General features: G+C 48.2%; 12 protein-coding genes. All 12 read right to left on the bottom strand.

Going from position 1 to position 15,161, the window contains the following annotated elements; genetic code table 11:
* Positions 1 to 40 precede the first annotated feature (40 nt).
* Entirely contained in the window at positions 41 to 1,579 is a 1,539-nt protein-coding gene (locus ACLJR2_RS13775) for a lipopolysaccharide biosynthesis protein (RefSeq protein ID WP_000489516.1), read from the bottom strand.
* 346 nt (positions 1,580 to 1,925) lie between these two features.
* Positions 1,926 to 2,456: a dTDP-4-dehydrorhamnose 3,5-epimerase gene (gene rfbC / locus ACLJR2_RS13770; RefSeq protein WP_001100807.1), complete on the bottom strand. Its 531-nt coding sequence runs from the start codon at positions 2,454 to 2,456 to the stop codon at positions 1,926 to 1,928.
* A 4-nt stretch (positions 2,457 to 2,460) separates the two neighbouring features.
* On the bottom strand, positions 2,461 to 3,339 hold the full coding sequence (rfbA, locus tag ACLJR2_RS13765) for a glucose-1-phosphate thymidylyltransferase RfbA (RefSeq protein ID WP_000857532.1): 879 nt from the start codon (positions 3,337 to 3,339) through the stop codon (positions 2,461 to 2,463).
* 47 nt (positions 3,340 to 3,386) lie between these two features.
* A complete protein-coding gene (gene rfbD, locus ACLJR2_RS13760) occupies positions 3,387 to 4,286 on the bottom strand; it encodes a dTDP-4-dehydrorhamnose reductase (protein ID WP_001023657.1) in 900 nt (299 codons plus the stop codon).
* Complete coding sequence (gene rfbB / locus ACLJR2_RS13755; protein ID WP_000697846.1) at positions 4,286 to 5,371, bottom strand: dTDP-glucose 4,6-dehydratase; 1,086 nt, start codon at positions 5,369 to 5,371, stop codon at positions 4,286 to 4,288. The genes rfbD and rfbB overlap by 1 nt, the downstream gene beginning before the upstream one ends.
* 376 nt (positions 5,372 to 5,747) lie before the next feature.
* Positions 5,748 to 6,641 carry a GalU regulator GalF gene (galF, locus tag ACLJR2_RS13750; RefSeq protein ID WP_000981469.1) on the bottom strand — a complete coding sequence of 298 codons (894 nt, stop codon included), beginning with the start codon at positions 6,639 to 6,641 and terminating at the stop codon, positions 5,748 to 5,750.
* Between the two features lie 177 nt (positions 6,642 to 6,818).
* Positions 6,819 to 8,222: a colanic acid biosynthesis protein WcaM gene (gene wcaM / locus ACLJR2_RS13745; RefSeq protein ID WP_001111837.1), complete on the bottom strand. Its 1,404-nt coding sequence runs from the start codon at positions 8,220 to 8,222 to the stop codon at positions 6,819 to 6,821.
* A gap of 10 nt (positions 8,223 to 8,232) precedes the next feature.
* Positions 8,233 to 9,453 carry a colanic acid biosynthesis glycosyltransferase WcaL gene (wcaL, locus tag ACLJR2_RS13740; RefSeq protein WP_000868519.1) on the bottom strand — a complete coding sequence of 407 codons (1,221 nt, stop codon included), beginning with the start codon at positions 9,451 to 9,453 and terminating at the stop codon, positions 8,233 to 8,235.
* A complete protein-coding gene (wcaK, locus tag ACLJR2_RS13735; RefSeq protein WP_000770895.1) occupies positions 9,450 to 10,730 on the bottom strand; it encodes a colanic acid biosynthesis pyruvyl transferase WcaK in 1,281 nt (426 codons plus the stop codon). Before wcaK ends, wcaL begins: the two co-directional genes overlap by 4 nt.
* Before the next feature lie 21 nt (positions 10,731 to 10,751).
* Positions 10,752 to 12,230 carry a colanic acid undecaprenyl disphosphate flippase WzxC gene (gene wzxC, locus ACLJR2_RS13730; RefSeq protein ID WP_000058680.1) on the bottom strand — a complete coding sequence of 493 codons (1,479 nt, stop codon included), beginning with the start codon at positions 12,228 to 12,230 and terminating at the stop codon, positions 10,752 to 10,754.
* A 101-nt stretch (positions 12,231 to 12,331) separates the two neighbouring features.
* Entirely contained in the window at positions 12,332 to 13,726 is a 1,395-nt protein-coding gene (wcaJ, locus tag ACLJR2_RS13725) for an undecaprenyl-phosphate glucose phosphotransferase (protein ID WP_000183163.1), read from the bottom strand.
* Positions 13,727 to 13,779: 53 nt separating this feature from the next.
* On the bottom strand, positions 13,780 to 15,150 hold the full coding sequence (gene cpsG / locus ACLJR2_RS13720; RefSeq protein WP_000164200.1) for a colanic acid biosynthesis phosphomannomutase CpsG: 1,371 nt from the start codon (positions 15,148 to 15,150) through the stop codon (positions 13,780 to 13,782).
* Between the last annotated feature and the right edge of the window lie 11 nt (positions 15,151 to 15,161).

The raw sequence follows: 15,161 nt of genomic DNA, 5'->3' as shown, positions 1-15,161 counted from the left end.
AACTATCAAGGCAACGATCTTTTTCTCCAATTTTAGAGAATCAATTTTCCCTATACTTTTTTTTAAACATAACAAACATGAATTTCCGAACGTTGCTATCAAAGACGCTGTATATCATTATCAATAACAATAAAGGAGTAATGCTACTCATACACACTTGTATAAAGAAATCTAGCCATTCATTGCTGACTATAACTTTTGCCCTTGTAATAAAGAAGATGGAAAGCAAGAATATGCTTATAAAGAACCATGTTCTTATAAGCTCATGAATAATAAATGCATTATCCGATTTAAGGGCATTTTTGTATAAAAATACTGGTTTCAAGATCATGACAACGATGATATTACTAACGATAGTTCCAATAACTATCCCATTTAAACCTAAATAATGTACTAAAACTAATGAAACGATAATATTAATTATGGCTTCCAGTAGGGGTAATTCAATATCTGACATATAACCAAGGCCTACTTTTGCAACATCAAAAGAGATCCTTGCAATCAATACGAAGCAATTAACAGAAAGTAACAAAACTAATTGTTGGCTAAGTACAATTTCTTTTCCCATCCATAAGGATACAAATGTACTTGAAGATATATAAAACATGTACGCGCAAAAAATACCTAGCATAAAAAAAAGTGAATTATAAAGTGATATAATCCTGATAACTTTTTCCTTATTATCAGAATATAGCTTTGCTCCTATATAAGCACCCAGTGGGGAAGCTATTGCTGATATCAGAAAACCCAATGCTTGAATTAACATCATATAGGAAGAAAAAGATGTGATAACCGTTATACCTAGAAAGACAGATATAATTAAATAATCTGTATTAAATACAACAACACCGGCAATTTTATGTACAAACGTATATTTTATCTCTCTTTTTATTTTAGATTTTACACTTATTATATTTTCTTTATTGATAGTATCAGTAATATCCAACTTTACTAATTGCGGATATTTTTTTAATGTTAGTCTGTTAAAAAGAATAAGTTGTATTACATTAGAAAGTAATTCAATAGCGCACACAATCCAAAAGGAGACGCCGCAAATCATTAGAAATATTTGCAATATATATGCTAAACTTCTAGTTAACCCAGTAATTAATTTAACCAAATAGACATTCTGGTCTGCTGTTAAAATGACAGATTGAGCAGAGTATAAATATGATAATGATGTACTTATAACAAACACCCCCCATGTTATATATAGATTTTCAGGGGATATACTTGCATTTACTATAGAATTTAATAACAAAAAGAAAAGTAGTCCAATAACTAATATGCCCAATGCTATAAAATGGTATATTTTCTTTATTATAAAATATAATTGTCTTAACTCACTATTTTCTTTTCTATGCAGTGGTTTAAATAGGATATATGTTAAGGCTGTACTTATACCTAGCTCAGCAAGATTTAATACTCCCATCAACTGTACTACTAATAAATAATACCCGGTTAAATCAGCACCATATACTTTAACAAAGTAACTTCTTAAAAAAAAGTTTGTTACTAATATAAGAACTGAAGTAAACAATCCTATCTGAGACCCAAGAGCAACTTTATTTCTAAACATATTAGGATAAAACTCGAATCATCTGTATTTTGTTAGCTAAAAAGGAATGTTGAATGATAGATTCTAATATCATATTTTTATTTTCTTGAACTGACTTTACTTATTCCAAATAAATATCTGTCTGATATTTTTGAAATCTATCTAATTTGGTTATTTTGTCTAAAAAACCCATATTCACACATCGTTCATACAACAGATGAATAGACTAAGCTCTTTAAAATATCTCTATAACTCTCTAAATTTTAATTACAATGCAATAAATAGGATTAGAAAATTTTAATAACACCTATAAAACGCTTATAGGTGTTGAACAATATCTATTCAATTATAAATAATGGCAATTGTGTTACTTTACTAAACCTTTATGAATCTTATCTTTTAATGAAAGAATTGGACTATCTATTCCCCATGTAATATTAATATCAGGATCATTCCAAATAATACCTCTTTCATGTTCGCCCGAGTAATAGTTTGATGTCTTATAAACAAATTCAGCTTCTTCACTTAATACTAAGAACCCATGAGCAAAACCTTCAGGTATCCACAACTGCCTTTTGTTTTCAGAAGAAATATTGACACCAACCCATTTACCAAACGTTTCGGAATCTTTGCGAATATCTACAGCAACATCAAAAACTTCTCCCGCTATACAGCGTACAAGCTTCCCTTGAGCATAAGGTTCAACTTGATAATGTAAACCACGTAACACACCTTTAGTTGATTTTGAATGATTATCCTGAACAAATTCAATCTTTCGACCAACCGCTTCCTCAAATACTTTCTGATTAAAACTTTCCATAAAGAACCCACGTTCATCACTAAACACTTTAGGTTCAAAAATTAATACATCAGGAATTTCTGTTTTAATAACGTTCATTTTATTAATAACCTTTAATCATGTTCAGGAGATACTGCCCATAAGCATTCTTCGACAACGGTTTAGCCAGATTTTTAATCTGCTCCGCATCAATAAACCCTTTTCTATAAGCGATCTCTTCCGGGCAGGACACTTTTAGTCCCTGGCGTTCTTCGATGGTTGCAATAAAATTACTGGCCTCTATCAAACTCTGATGCGTTCCCGTATCCAGCCAGGCATAACCGCGCCCCATCATAGCGACAGACAATCTTCCCTGCTCCATATAGATACGGTTAATATCCGTGATTTCTAACTCACCGCGAGCGGAAGGCTTAAGATTTTTCGCCATCTCCACCACGCTATTATCATAAAAATACAGCCCCGTTACCGCGTAATTACTCTTCGGTTGTAATGGTTTTTCTTCCAGACTAACGGCTGTGCCCTTTTGGTCAAACTCAACCACACCGTAGCGCTCTGGATCGTTTACATGATAAGCAAAGACGGTAGCACCACTTTCTTTATTAACGGCAGCTTCCATTAACTTTGGTAAATCATGACCATAGAAGATATTGTCACCCAGTACTAATGCACAATCATCATTACCAATGAACTCTTCACCAATAATAAACGCCTGTGCTAAGCCATCCGGGCTTGGCTGTACTTTATATTGAAGATTCAGCCCCCACTGGCTGCCGTCTCCCAGCAGTTGTTGAAAACGCGGCGTGTCCTGTGGCGTACTGATGATCAGGATATCCCGAATGCCTGCCAGCATAAGCGTGGAAAGGGGATAGTAAATCATCGGTTTATCATAAATTGGTAGCAATTGCTTACTTACCGCCATGGTCACCGGATAAAGACGGGTGCCAGAGCCCCCCGCTAAAATAATGCCCTTACGCGTTTTCATTTCCATTTCTCATTCATAGAAAATGCCCTGATGGGCATTTAAATTTATCAGATGGTTGTCGTCGTAAACATTTCAGTCAGCATGCGCTTAACTCCTAATTCCCATTGCGGCAGAATAAGGCCAAAATTACGCTGAAACTTTTCAGTATTGAGACGCGAATTGCCTGGTCTGCTCGCCGGTGTCGGGTAGGCGCTGGTCGGCACAGCATTAAGCTCAGTCAGCGCAAGCGTTATCCCTGCTTTGCGCGCCTCGTCAAAGACTAAGGCCGCGTAGTCATGCCAGGTTGTGGTTCCCCCGGCAACCAGATGGTAAAGACCTGCGACTTCTGGTTTATTTAACGCCACACGGATCGCATGGGCCGTGCAGTCAGCCAGTAATTCCGCACCGGTTGGCGCACCGAACTGATCGTTAATGACTGAAAGTGTCTGACGCTCTTTCGCCAGACGAAGCATCGTCTTTGCGAAATTATTGCCCTTACCTGCATAAACCCAACTGGTGCGGAAGATAAGGTGCTTAGGGCAGTTATCCTGCAGGGCCTTTTCTCCCGCCAGTTTGGTTTTGCCATAGACATTCAGCGGCGACGTAGCGTCCGTTTCCTGCCATGGGATATCGCCGGTACCAGGAAATACATAATCGGTTGAATAATGCACTACCCATGCGCCAGTTTCGTTGGCTGCTTTAGCGATGGCTTCCACACTGGTGGCGTTAAGTAACTGCGCCAGTTCTGGTTCAGACTCTGCTTTATCTACTGCAGTATGGGCTGCTGCGTTAACAATCACATCGGGACGAAGCTTACGAACGGTTTCGGCAACGCCTTTCGGATTGCTAAAATCACCGCAAAACTCTTTTGAATGGACATCCAGGGCAATCAGATTCCCCACTGGTGCCAGAGAACGTTGCAACTCCCAGCCTACTTGCCCTGTCTTACCAAAAAGTAAGATATTCATTACTGGCGTCCTTCATAGTTCTGTTCTATCCAACTCTGATACGCCCCACTTTTAACATTGTTTACCCATTGAGTATTTGCAAGGTACCATTCCACTGTTTTACGAATACCGCTTTCAAAGGTCTCCAGCGGTTTCCAGCCTAATTCGCGGCTAATTTTACCTGCATCAATGGCATAACGACGATCATGGCCCGGACGATCGGCGACATAAGTGATTTGTTCACGATAAGAAGTCGCTTTGGGTACAATTTCATCCAGCAGATCACAGATGGTAAATACCACATCGAGATTTTTCTTCTCATTGTGGCCACCAATGTTATAAGTCTCCCCTGCCTTGCCTTCAGTCACTACCATATGAAGCGCGCGAGCATGATCTTCTACATATAGCCAATCGCGAATCTGATCCCCTTTGCCATAAATTGGCAAAGGCTTTCCTTCCAGCGCATTCAAAATGACCAGTGGAATCAGTTTTTCAGGGAAGTGATAAGGGCCATAGTTATTAGAACAATTGGTAACGATCGTTGGTAGACCATAGGTACGCCGCCAGGCACGGACTAAATGATCGCTGGATGCTTTTGACGCAGAATAGGGGCTACTTGGCGCATATGCCGTCGTTTCAGTAAATAACGGCAGCGTAACGCTGTTTTCAACTTCATCAGGATGCGGTAAATCGCCGTAAACTTCATCAGTGGAAATATGATGAAAACGAAAATTATTTTTTTTATCTTCGCCAAGCGCAGACCAGTATTTACGCGCAACTTCAAGAAGTACATAGGTGCCGACGATATTGGTTTCAATAAATGCTGCTGGCCCGGTAATCGAACGGTCCACATGACTTTCCGCAGCCAAATGCATCACCGCGTCCGGCTGGTACTGCTCAAAAATACGCGTTATTTCAGCGGAATCACAAATATCCGCGTGTTCAAAATTGTAGCGATTACTTTCAGAAATATCAGAAAGGGATTCAAGATTACCGGCGTAGGTTAATTTATCAATATTAACTACAGTGTCCTGTGTATTCTTAATAATATGGCGGACAACAGCTGATCCAATAAAACCTGCCCCGCCAGTAATAAGTATCTTCACTTTTCTATTCCATAAGGCGTATTTAATGTGGTATTTAATTTGCCAATAAAAATTAATTGCTCAAGTCGTTACACACGCTACCGCCCCTGGCTCATCAGCTACCAGTGCACTGCATACATATCGACTTGTTACAAACCTCGCCCAGCAGGGCAAAGCTCACTAAAACTTAAACGCTAATTGTCTTATTAATTGCATCCGGAAACAAGGATTAATCTTATAAAATCAGCATTAAAATGCTCCAGATAACCCCTTGTTACTTAAGCCCTTTATACAAAACTAAAACGGCAGTCAACACTCGTTTCAGCCAACTTGCCGCTTCGAATGTTCACTGCCGTTATTATGTTTATCACCAACCATTTATCACGGTTGTTAATACTTATTCATGCAGAAGCTGCTCTATGCTCTTACGGAACTTCGCTCCTTCTTTCAGGTTGCGCAGCCCGTACTTCACAAATGCCTGCATGTAGCCCATTTTTTTACCGCAGTCATAGCTGTCACCCGTCATTAGCATCGCGTCAACCGACTGTTTTTTCGCCAGTTCAGCAATAGCATCGGTGAGCTGGATGCGGCCCCAGGCGCCCGGTTCGGTTCTTTCCAGTTCCGCCCAGATGTCGGCTGAAAGCACATAACGGCCTACCGCCATCAAATCGGAATCCAGCGTCTGCGGCTGATCCGGTTTTTCGATAAACTCCACAATCCGGCTGACTTTGCCTTCATTATCCAGAGGTTCTTTCGTCTGGATAACGGAATACTCCGATAAATCACCTTTCATGCGCTTCGCCAGCACCTGGCTGCGACCCGTTTCATTGAAACGTGCCACCATCGCCGCAAGGTTATAGCGCAGCGGATCGGCGGTAGCATCATCGATAATAATATCCGGGAGTACCACAATGAAAGGGTTATCGCCCACGACCGGACGCGCGCACAGAATAGAGTGCCCCAGCCCTAACGGCTGCGCCTGGCGAACGTTCATAATCGTTACGCCCGGTGGGCAGATAGATTGCACTTCCGCCAAAAGCTGACGCTTAACGCGCTGTTCAAGAAGTGATTCAAGTTCATAAGAGGTGTCGAAGTGGTTCTCAACGGCGTTTTTAGACGCGTGAGTCACCAGTACGATTTCTTTGATCCCTGCAGCCACAATCTCATCGACAATGTACTGAATCATTGGCTTGTCGACGATCGGTAGCATCTCTTTTGGGATTGCCTTGGTGGCAGGCAACATATGCATACCCAAACCCGCTACCGGTATAACTGCTTTCAAATTCATCATTGTTTCTTCCACCTGTAAAATGGTTGCTGAATTATAGCTCTTTAGCTTGTTTTCGCCAGCATGAATTACTCTGCTGCCAGGGATAATGATGGCACGCTCTACATTACGTCTTAGTCGGCACCATAACATTAAGTATGAACAACTTTTTCCCAGGAATTTTCGTAAAAATAGCGGTACTTACCCTCCCCGCTTCGGCAGCGAAAAATTCACTGCTTCGACATTCACGGTTTGGTGATTAATCCTGTCGATATCCACGGAACTCTGCCCGTTTTCATTGATGGCATGAACATTAGCGAGGGAAAGCAGCGTGTCCTGGCGGGCCATAAATTGACCACGGACATCTTTACGCAAATCGAAATGCATTTTTAATGCCGGGCCAATCGCTGAAGTTTGCATCACGTTGATATTGCGCAGAAAGAGGTGCTGCGGTTGATTATGCAGTTCCAGCGTAGCACGCGTCATCCGTACGTTGGTGATAGCGACAAACGAAGGAGCGTTGCCGGAGGAAATTTGAATGCCGCGTAATTTATAAGCAACCTGGCGATTATCCAACCGAATAGCGTTTAATTTAAAGTTTTGCGGAATTGACAGGTATTTTCCTTTAACAACGCCATAGCCGATAAGCATCCCGGCACTATTCGTCATGTCAATATTATCAATGACGAAATTATCACAGCCATAAATTGCGATCGTTGCGTTATCAATACCCGCATTTTTACTGAAATCGGGCGTGATGTTTTTGGCTTTGACATTGCGAATGACGAAATGTTTGCCATTTTCTACGTGCACCAGCTGTCGGCAATCAGATCCGGTAATATTGGCCACCACAAAGTTTTTTACTGCCTGGTCTTCAGGATAACTATTGTCATAGGTGCTACCCGCCAGCCCGATGCCGATCCCCCAGTTGATTTTGCCATTGGTACAATCAATGCGTTCGATGACATGATCGGAAATCAGGATGTCGCGGTCGTGAATCGCGACATTCCACTCAATGGCGTCCCCCTGTAAATCGCTAAAGCGGCTATGCGTAATCCGCGCGCCGTCCATTTGGTTATGAAATCCCTGGCGGAGAATGGCGTAGTTGGCGTGGGTAACGGTGATGTCATCGATAATGAGATTACGCATCACCTGCGGTTCCTTACCGCCGATGAAAATTTGCGCGACGGGGCCAAAGCCGCTCATCGCCACGCCTTTAATCACACAGTCCGACCCGCGAACATCCAGCGTCACATTGTGCAGACTGCCGCCCTGCTCCCCCACCACCTGACACCCGTCCTGCAAAATAAACCGTCCCCGGCCATTCCCACGCACCGCGCCCTGTACCCGCAGCGTTTTTCCCGCCGGAATCGTTATCGCCGCATTGATATTTTCACACACCCATCCTGGCGGTACGACCACGGTCTGTCCGTCGGCGAAGGCCTGTTTGAACGAGGCGATACCGTCATCCGCCGGATAATCCTTAATATCGACGGTCTCGCGAGGTTCACGCGCCTGTACCGGCAAGGCGCGCAGAAAAGGAAGAACAGCAAGCGCAGAACCTGCCGTCAGGAGGGTACGTCGGGAGAATTTAGTCGCGGGCATACCACCTCGTTTATATCGTTTGTAGCAGGCTGGCTAACTGGCGATTAATCGCCTGCTGATTAAAATCTTGCGCCACTTTTTCACGGGCGCGCGTGATCACCGACTCCAGCGTGTCGTGGTCAATCCGGCTGAACTCAGCGAGTCGGGCCGCCAGCGCCTGCGCATCGTTTTCCGGCACCAGCCAGCCGGATTTGCCGGCCTCCACCAGTTCCGGAATACCGCTATGCACGGTAGATACCACGGGAATCCCTACCGCCATCGCCTCCATCAGCGCTACCGGAATACCTTCCATATCGCCATCCGTACCGGTAATCGACGGCAGCAAAAAAACATCGGCGTCATCCAGCATCGCCTTCACTTCATGGCTCGGTTTAAACCCCGGCATCTCAATGACATCCTCTAGCTGATACTGCTCGATGAGCGTGCGCAGCCGACGTTCCCACGGGCCAATGCCCAGAATGCGGTAGCGAAACGCCACGCCCTGCGCTTTCAGTTGCCGACAGGCTTCAATCGCCACATGCAGGCCTTTTTTCTCAGTCAGGCGCGCGACGGAAATCATCTCCAGCGGCATCCCTGGCGCTTTCACCGGACGATGGGTAAAACGCGTCATGTCGACGCCCATGCGCGAAACGGCAATCTTTTCCGGCGGACAGCCCATACTTTTCAGGCGACCGGCCCACAGATCGCTGATGGGCAGCATCAGATCGCCACGACGAAACAACTGCTGATACTCCGGCGTGTAATGACTGAGCACTTCGCGGCTGGAAATATCAATCCCGTGGAAAATAGTCGCTATTTTGCCGCGAAGCACGCCCAGTTCGCGTAGTTTGGCCGCCGTCACGCCCGCCGGACCAAAGTGTGCGATAAACACATCCGCCACAAAAGGCTGGCTCACCTGCGCGCAAATCGCGGAAAGGATCAAATTGCGTGATTCATCGCCATAGCGGGTAAAATTGAGCGCTTTCCAGGTCGCCGCCCGATGCAGCCCCGGCAGCGTTTTACATGCCCGGTAGCGCAGTTTCGCCAGCCGTCCCTGGGGCTCATCCTGTAACCAGCGGGTTTTCGCCGCCAGGCCATACTTCTCCCAGGCGGCGTGAGTATGTTGGGTATCGCCTTTTTGTAACGCGACAATCTCCACCTCATGGCCCATATCAATAAACGCAGTAATCTGATTCAGCACAAAGGTTTCCGATGAGAGTGGAAATTTCAGCAGAAAAAAGCTGACTTTCATTGCGCCTCCCGAATTCTGTCGAGAACAGATTTGATCATCGTGAACCCTTTCGCCCGCTCCTCGGTGACGGCGTTAGCCACTTTTGCCTTTAGCGCAGGCAATTGATTGAGCGTATCGGCCACCACGCTTTGTAATGAACCGTTCAGCAAGTGACGGATATCAATAGCCAATTCCGCCAGGCCTAGCTGCTGCATAATCCCGGCGGATTTATGTTCATAATTAATGGCGATGGCGGGTGTGCCAAAATTCATGGAGATAATGGCGGAATGCAGGCGCGTCCCGATGGTCAGTACGCAGGAGGCGAGGATCTTTCCGATTTCCACGTCATTGAGTTCGTCCATCGCGATATGGAAATGCTCTGAGTCGTTTACATACTTCGCCATCCGTAACGCAACCATCCGGTCATCGCGGTTATAGCGATCGATACTGGTGCAGGTTGACAGCGCCAGTACCTGATAACCGTCCGCAATCAGGCGATTCACGACCTGGGCAAATGCCTGCTCATAGGCCTGCTGAGTGGTGCCCAGGCGTTTATCAAACGGCTCCAGATCGCGCAACGTAATCGCGACGGTTTTGCGGCGCGCGGTGACGTCCAGCCAGTGCTGGACAGCATAACTGGCGACAAACTCGTCGTGACGGCGTTCGACTAACCAGGCAGTATCCACCCCCTGCTCCACTTTCCGGGTATCGATCTGCGCGGCGGTCATTAGATCGCGGCTGACGGTTTCACGCAGGATCAGCGCACTGGTGCGTCCAAAAACATAATTGGCGAGCTGGTTAAAGTCAGGGTTCTGGAAAGGGCCGACGCTATGTCCCACCATATAAATTGGTTTGTTCGCCATAAACGCGCACAGCGGATATTCAAAGTGAGTCAAACCATATAAGTCGACATAGTTTGAACCACCCACCTGAATGACGGCGTCATACTGCGCAATAAATTGCGCGAATTCGGCAAATTCCGGCGCGATAGCAAAATTACGCAGCGATCCTTCCTGGGCGACTTTAGACAATAAAATTTTATGCTGAAAACGACGGCGTAATATTTTTTTCACCCGACCGTTAAGCCCTGCCGCCGCCTGCTGTTTCTGGCTTAACTGATACAGCGGGTCGGCAATAATCGGGCGCCCCTGCAACCAGGCGGAACTCACCGGGAAACGGCTCATCACATCCATCTCCGCCTCTGGCGCCTGTTGACGGATGGCATCAAGCAAACCGCGCATAATGGCGCTATCACCACGGTTGCCGCATGTGTGGTTGCCTAAAATTAATAATTTCATAAATAGCCTCTTATATCCCCGTCATCCGACATGTAATAACTTTTTCAGTTTTGCACTGCCAACAAGCTGATTTTTAATTTCCATCACCAGCGCATTGCGTGAAAAAATAATCATTAAAATAAAACTCAAAATACCGACCATAACCTGTAGTGCGAATACCCCCGACAACGGTAAATAACCGTCGACCAGCTTTCCTGCGCCGTAGCTGGTAATAAATGTTGGCAATGAGAGATAAAACGGTAGCCACAGGCTGAGAATATACTGACGATAGCTGGAGCCGAGTACTGGCTTAATCATCACGAAATAGCTCAGAATGGTGTTGATGATTTGCACCACCAGGAACCCCAGCGTCACGCCAATCGCCCCCGCCAAATGGCCGCCAATGAGAATTGCCGGGATAAACAGAAACGTTTTAAAGACGTTGAACTTAAAGCTGATATCCACGCGCGCTTTCGCCATCAGCAGCGAACCAATCGGGTTGCCGACCGAACGCAGCAGCCCCACCACGCACAGCAATTGCAGGATCGGGATAATACTGTTCCACTTCTCGCCAAACACTAACGGCACAAAATTGTTCGCCACTACCATCAGGCCCAACAGCGCGGGAAAATTGATAATTCCCACCACGGAAAGCAACTTATAGAAGTTGACGCGCAGCTTCTCGGTATCGTCCTGGATTTTGGCGAATGCCGGAAATAGCACGCGAGTAATGATGGGGTTAAGCTTCGCCGGCGGCACAACCGCCACGTTGTACGCGAGGTTATATCCCCCGGCGACGCTTGCGCCGAGAATTCTCGCCAGTACCAGCGTCGATAAATTCGTGTTGATGTAATTGACGATACTGTCCGCCGTCAGCCACGCGCCAAAACGCAGGTTCGTGGACACCGATGCCAGCGAAAAATGCAGCCCCGGACGGTAAATCTTGCGGCCAAAGTAACCAAACAGCAGCGTTCGCACCGCGCTGTTCACCAGATAGCCGAGAATCGCGGTTAACGCCAGCGGCCAGTAATGGGCGCTAATCACCGTAAAGGTGAACCCCGCCAGCACGGAGGTCGTTTCGATCATGCCGATCTTATTGAACTCCAGCTCTTTTTGCATCAGCGCGCGGAACTGCTGCCCGTGAGGGATCACGATAAACGCCAGCGACAACGTTTTGATTAACGGCGCAAGATCCGGATTATGCAAAACATGGGCAATCGCATCGCTCAGCCAAAAGACCACCGCAAATACCACAATCCCAAGCCCAACGTTTAGCCAGTAGAGCGTGGTCAGCTCCAGATGCCCAATCGTTTTACGCTGGATAATCGAGTTCGCGATGCCAAAGTCCGAGATCGTGTCGGCCAGCGCGATAATCACCAGCGAGACGGTCAACAGGCCAAACTGGTGGTTGTCGATGATCCGCGCCAGCACCGTCATCTGAATTAACCCCAGACCGATAATCACTATCGTGGCGATAGCCGACCATTTAGCGCCGCTGATCGTTTTTTGTCGTAAACTCATTCTTTTCTCCAGAACCTGCTCACAAGGCGTCATTGGCGCAGCCAGATTGAGCACTGCCCTGGTGCAATATGGCAAGTAAAATAGCCTTGTGGGTCAGGTTCTTAATACGCCGCTTTATTAACAAACCCTTTAAAAATCGTCAGAAAAACGATTTTGATATCGAACCAAATACTCCATTCGCGGATGTATTCCAGGTCGAACTCCACGCGTTTTTCCATTTTCTCCAGCGTATCGGTCTCACCGCGCCAGCCATTAATTTGCGCCCAGCCGGTGATGCCCGGCTTCATCTTGTGGCGTAGCATGTAACCTTCAATCAACTGACGATACTGTTCGTTATGCGCCACCGCGTGCGGGCGAGGACCGACGATGGACATCCCGCCGGTTAACACGTTGATAAACTGCGGTAATTCATCCAGCGAGGTACGACGCAAAAAGTTACCTACCCGGGTGACGCGCGGATCGTTTTGCGTCGCCTGGGTAACGACCTTATCGTTCTCCATCACCTTCATTGAGCGGAACTTCCAGACCTTGATCGGCTTGCCGTCCATCCCGTAGCGCGTCTGACGGAAAATCACCGGCCCGGGCGAGCTCAATTTGACCGCCAGCGCAATGCAGCACAGTACCGGTGAGATGAGCAGCAGAATCAGCGACGCCAGCACGATATCCTCTGCCCGTTTAAGCAGACGGTTAATCCCTGACAGCGGCGTGTCATACAGCGGAACGACCGGAACGCCGCTCATCTCCTCCACGCGCGAGTGGAGAATATTAAAGGTGAACACATCGGGAATAAGGATCACCGAGCAGGTGGTGTCGGCCAGCTCGCGCACCAGTTTTTTCACCATGGCGCCGTCGCTCATTGACATGGCGATATAAACATTGTGAATTCGCGAGGCTTTCGCATCGTCAATTAACTGCTCGAAGTTCCCGGCCCAGTCAGCAGAGACGCCGCCCGGTTTGGGATCGTGATAGACGCCCACCACCTCAAAACCCAGCCACGGCTCATTACGGAAGCTATCCAGCAACGCCTGGCCCGCAGGCAAATCTCCGGCGACGGCGACCCGGCGAGTGTTATAACCACGATTGCGTAGCCAGCCCGCGCCGAAACGAATAAATGAACGGCATAACACTAAGCCCAGGCTGGACAGCGCATACCAGGCCAGCCAGGTGGCGAGGCGGTTGTCAAAGTCATCATTAAACGCCACCAGACCGGCGCTGAAGATCAGGCTCAGCGTCCAGTTTTGCAGTAACAGCGTTAACTCTGTCGACATTTTGACGCCGCGCCAGGAGCGATAAAAATCGGTCATCCCGCCCAGCATTTGAAAAACAACCAGCGTAATCAGCGCCACCAACAGGTGCATGTACAGGAATGGCAGTCCACTGACTTCACAGATGAACCACAGCCCGCCAAACATGATGGTGATATCTGAAAAGCGTTGCACCATAGAGATTAACGATGCATTGGTTTTGGCTCGTTCGCGCTTTTTTAGATTTGTCATCGTTGTTCCTGTGATTGGCCCCTTACCCGCAGGCGGTAAGGGGAGATCTGACGTTACTGATTCAGCAGCGCCAGCAGAGTGCGTGTTCGCGCTTCCATCAGCGGTATATCGCCGCGTGATTCCACATTCAGGCGCACCACCGGTTCGGTGTTCGACGAGCGCAGGTTGAAACGCCAGTCCGGGAATGACATGCTGAGACCGTCCGTGCGATCCACCGCCTGCGCCTCTTCCGCGAAGTGCGCTTCCACCCGCGCAATGGCTGCCGCCGGCTCCGCCAGCCTGCTGTTGATTTCCCCGCTCGCCGGGAACGCCGCCATCCGGTCGCGGACCAGTTCACCCAGCGACTGCCCCTTCAGGCACACCAGCTCCGCCACCAGCAGCCACGGGATCATCCCGCTGTCGCAGTAGGCAAAATCACGGAAATAGTGATGCGCGCTCATTTCCCCACCATAAATGGCATCCTCCGTACGCATCCGCTCCTTGATAAAGGCGTGCCCGGTTTTTGACATCACCGGCGTCCCGCCCGCCGCCGTCACCACTGCCTCCGTGTTCCAGGTCAGGCGCGGGTCGTGGATAATCTTCGCCCCCGGGTGTTTTTCCAGAAACGCTTCCGCCAGCAGCCCGACGATGTAGTACCCCTCGATAAACTGCCCTTTCTCATCGAACAGGAAGCAGCGGTCGAAGTCGCCGTCAAAGGCGATACCCATGTCCGCCCCGTGTTCAATAACGGCGTTGCGGGTGTCGTCGCGACACTCCGGCAGCAACGGGTTGGGAATGCCGTTCGGGAAGGTGCCGTCCGGGGTGTTATGGATTTTGATGAACTCCACCGGCGCACCCAGCGCCTTCAGGCGCGCTTCGATGGCGTCAATGACCGGCCCCGCCGCGCCGTTGCCGGCGTTAAACACCAGCTTCAGCGGGGTGAGATTGTTAACACTGATATAGCCGAGCAGGTGGCCGATGTAGGCGTCGCGCAGGCTGATTTGTCTGTAGCTGCCGCGCGCGGCCTCGTTCACCGGCGGGAAGTCGCCCGCTTCCGCCAGACGCTGAACGTCGCGCAGACCGGTGTCGCCGCTTATCGGGCGGGCGCCCTCGCGCACCAGCTTCATACCGTTGTAGTCCATCGGATTATGGCTGGCGGTCACTTCAATACCGCCGTCCACGCCGAGGTGGAAGGTGGCGAAGTAAATCTCTTCGGTGCCGGACATACCGATATCCAGCACGTCGACGCCCGCGTCCTGTAACCCTTTCGCCAGCGCCAGCTTCAGCGCCTCGCTGGTCAGGCGCACGTCGCCGCCCAGCACGATGGTTTTCGGTTTTAAATATTCGCCGTAGGCGCGGCCAATCCGCCACGCGATATCTTCATTGAGCTCTTCGCCCAGCCTGCCGCGAATGTCGTAGGCCTTGAAACAGGTTAATTTTGTCATGTTCTTACCCT

Origin of the sequence: Salmonella sp. SAL03688 (genome assembly GCF_046551895.1) — a bacterium.
In the GTDB taxonomy this organism is placed as follows: Bacteria; Pseudomonadota; Gammaproteobacteria; order Enterobacterales; family Enterobacteriaceae; genus Salmonella; species Salmonella enterica.
This window is presented reverse-complemented; position numbering and strand designations above follow the sequence as displayed.

Coding starts and splice junctions, on each gene's coding strand:
- ACLJR2_RS13775 (WP_000489516.1), bottom strand. CDS start 1,579: ATGTTTAGAAATAAAGTTGCTCTTGGGTCTCAGATAGGATTGTTTACT.
- rfbC (WP_001100807.1), bottom strand. CDS start 2,456: ATGAACGTTATTAAAACAGAAATTCCTGATGTATTAATTTTTGAACCT.
- rfbA (WP_000857532.1), bottom strand. CDS start 3,339: ATGAAAACGCGTAAGGGCATTATTTTAGCGGGGGGCTCTGGCACCCGT.
- rfbD (WP_001023657.1), bottom strand. CDS start 4,286: ATGAATATCTTACTTTTTGGTAAGACAGGGCAAGTAGGCTGGGAGTTG.
- galF (WP_000981469.1), bottom strand. CDS start 6,641: ATGATGAATTTGAAAGCAGTTATACCGGTAGCGGGTTTGGGTATGCAT.
- wcaM (WP_001111837.1), bottom strand. CDS start 8,222: ATGCCCGCGACTAAATTCTCCCGACGTACCCTCCTGACGGCAGGTTCT.
- wcaL (WP_000868519.1), bottom strand. CDS start 9,453: ATGAAAGTCAGCTTTTTTCTGCTGAAATTTCCACTCTCATCGGAAACC.
- wcaK (WP_000770895.1), bottom strand. CDS start 10,730: ATGAAATTATTAATTTTAGGCAACCACACATGCGGCAACCGTGGTGAT.
- wzxC (WP_000058680.1), bottom strand. CDS start 12,230: ATGAGTTTACGACAAAAAACGATCAGCGGCGCTAAATGGTCGGCTATC.
- wcaJ (WP_000183163.1), bottom strand. CDS start 13,726: ATGACAAATCTAAAAAAGCGCGAACGAGCCAAAACCAATGCATCGTTA.
- cpsG (WP_000164200.1), bottom strand. CDS start 15,150: ATGACAAAATTAACCTGTTTCAAGGCCTACGACATTCGCGGCAGGCTG.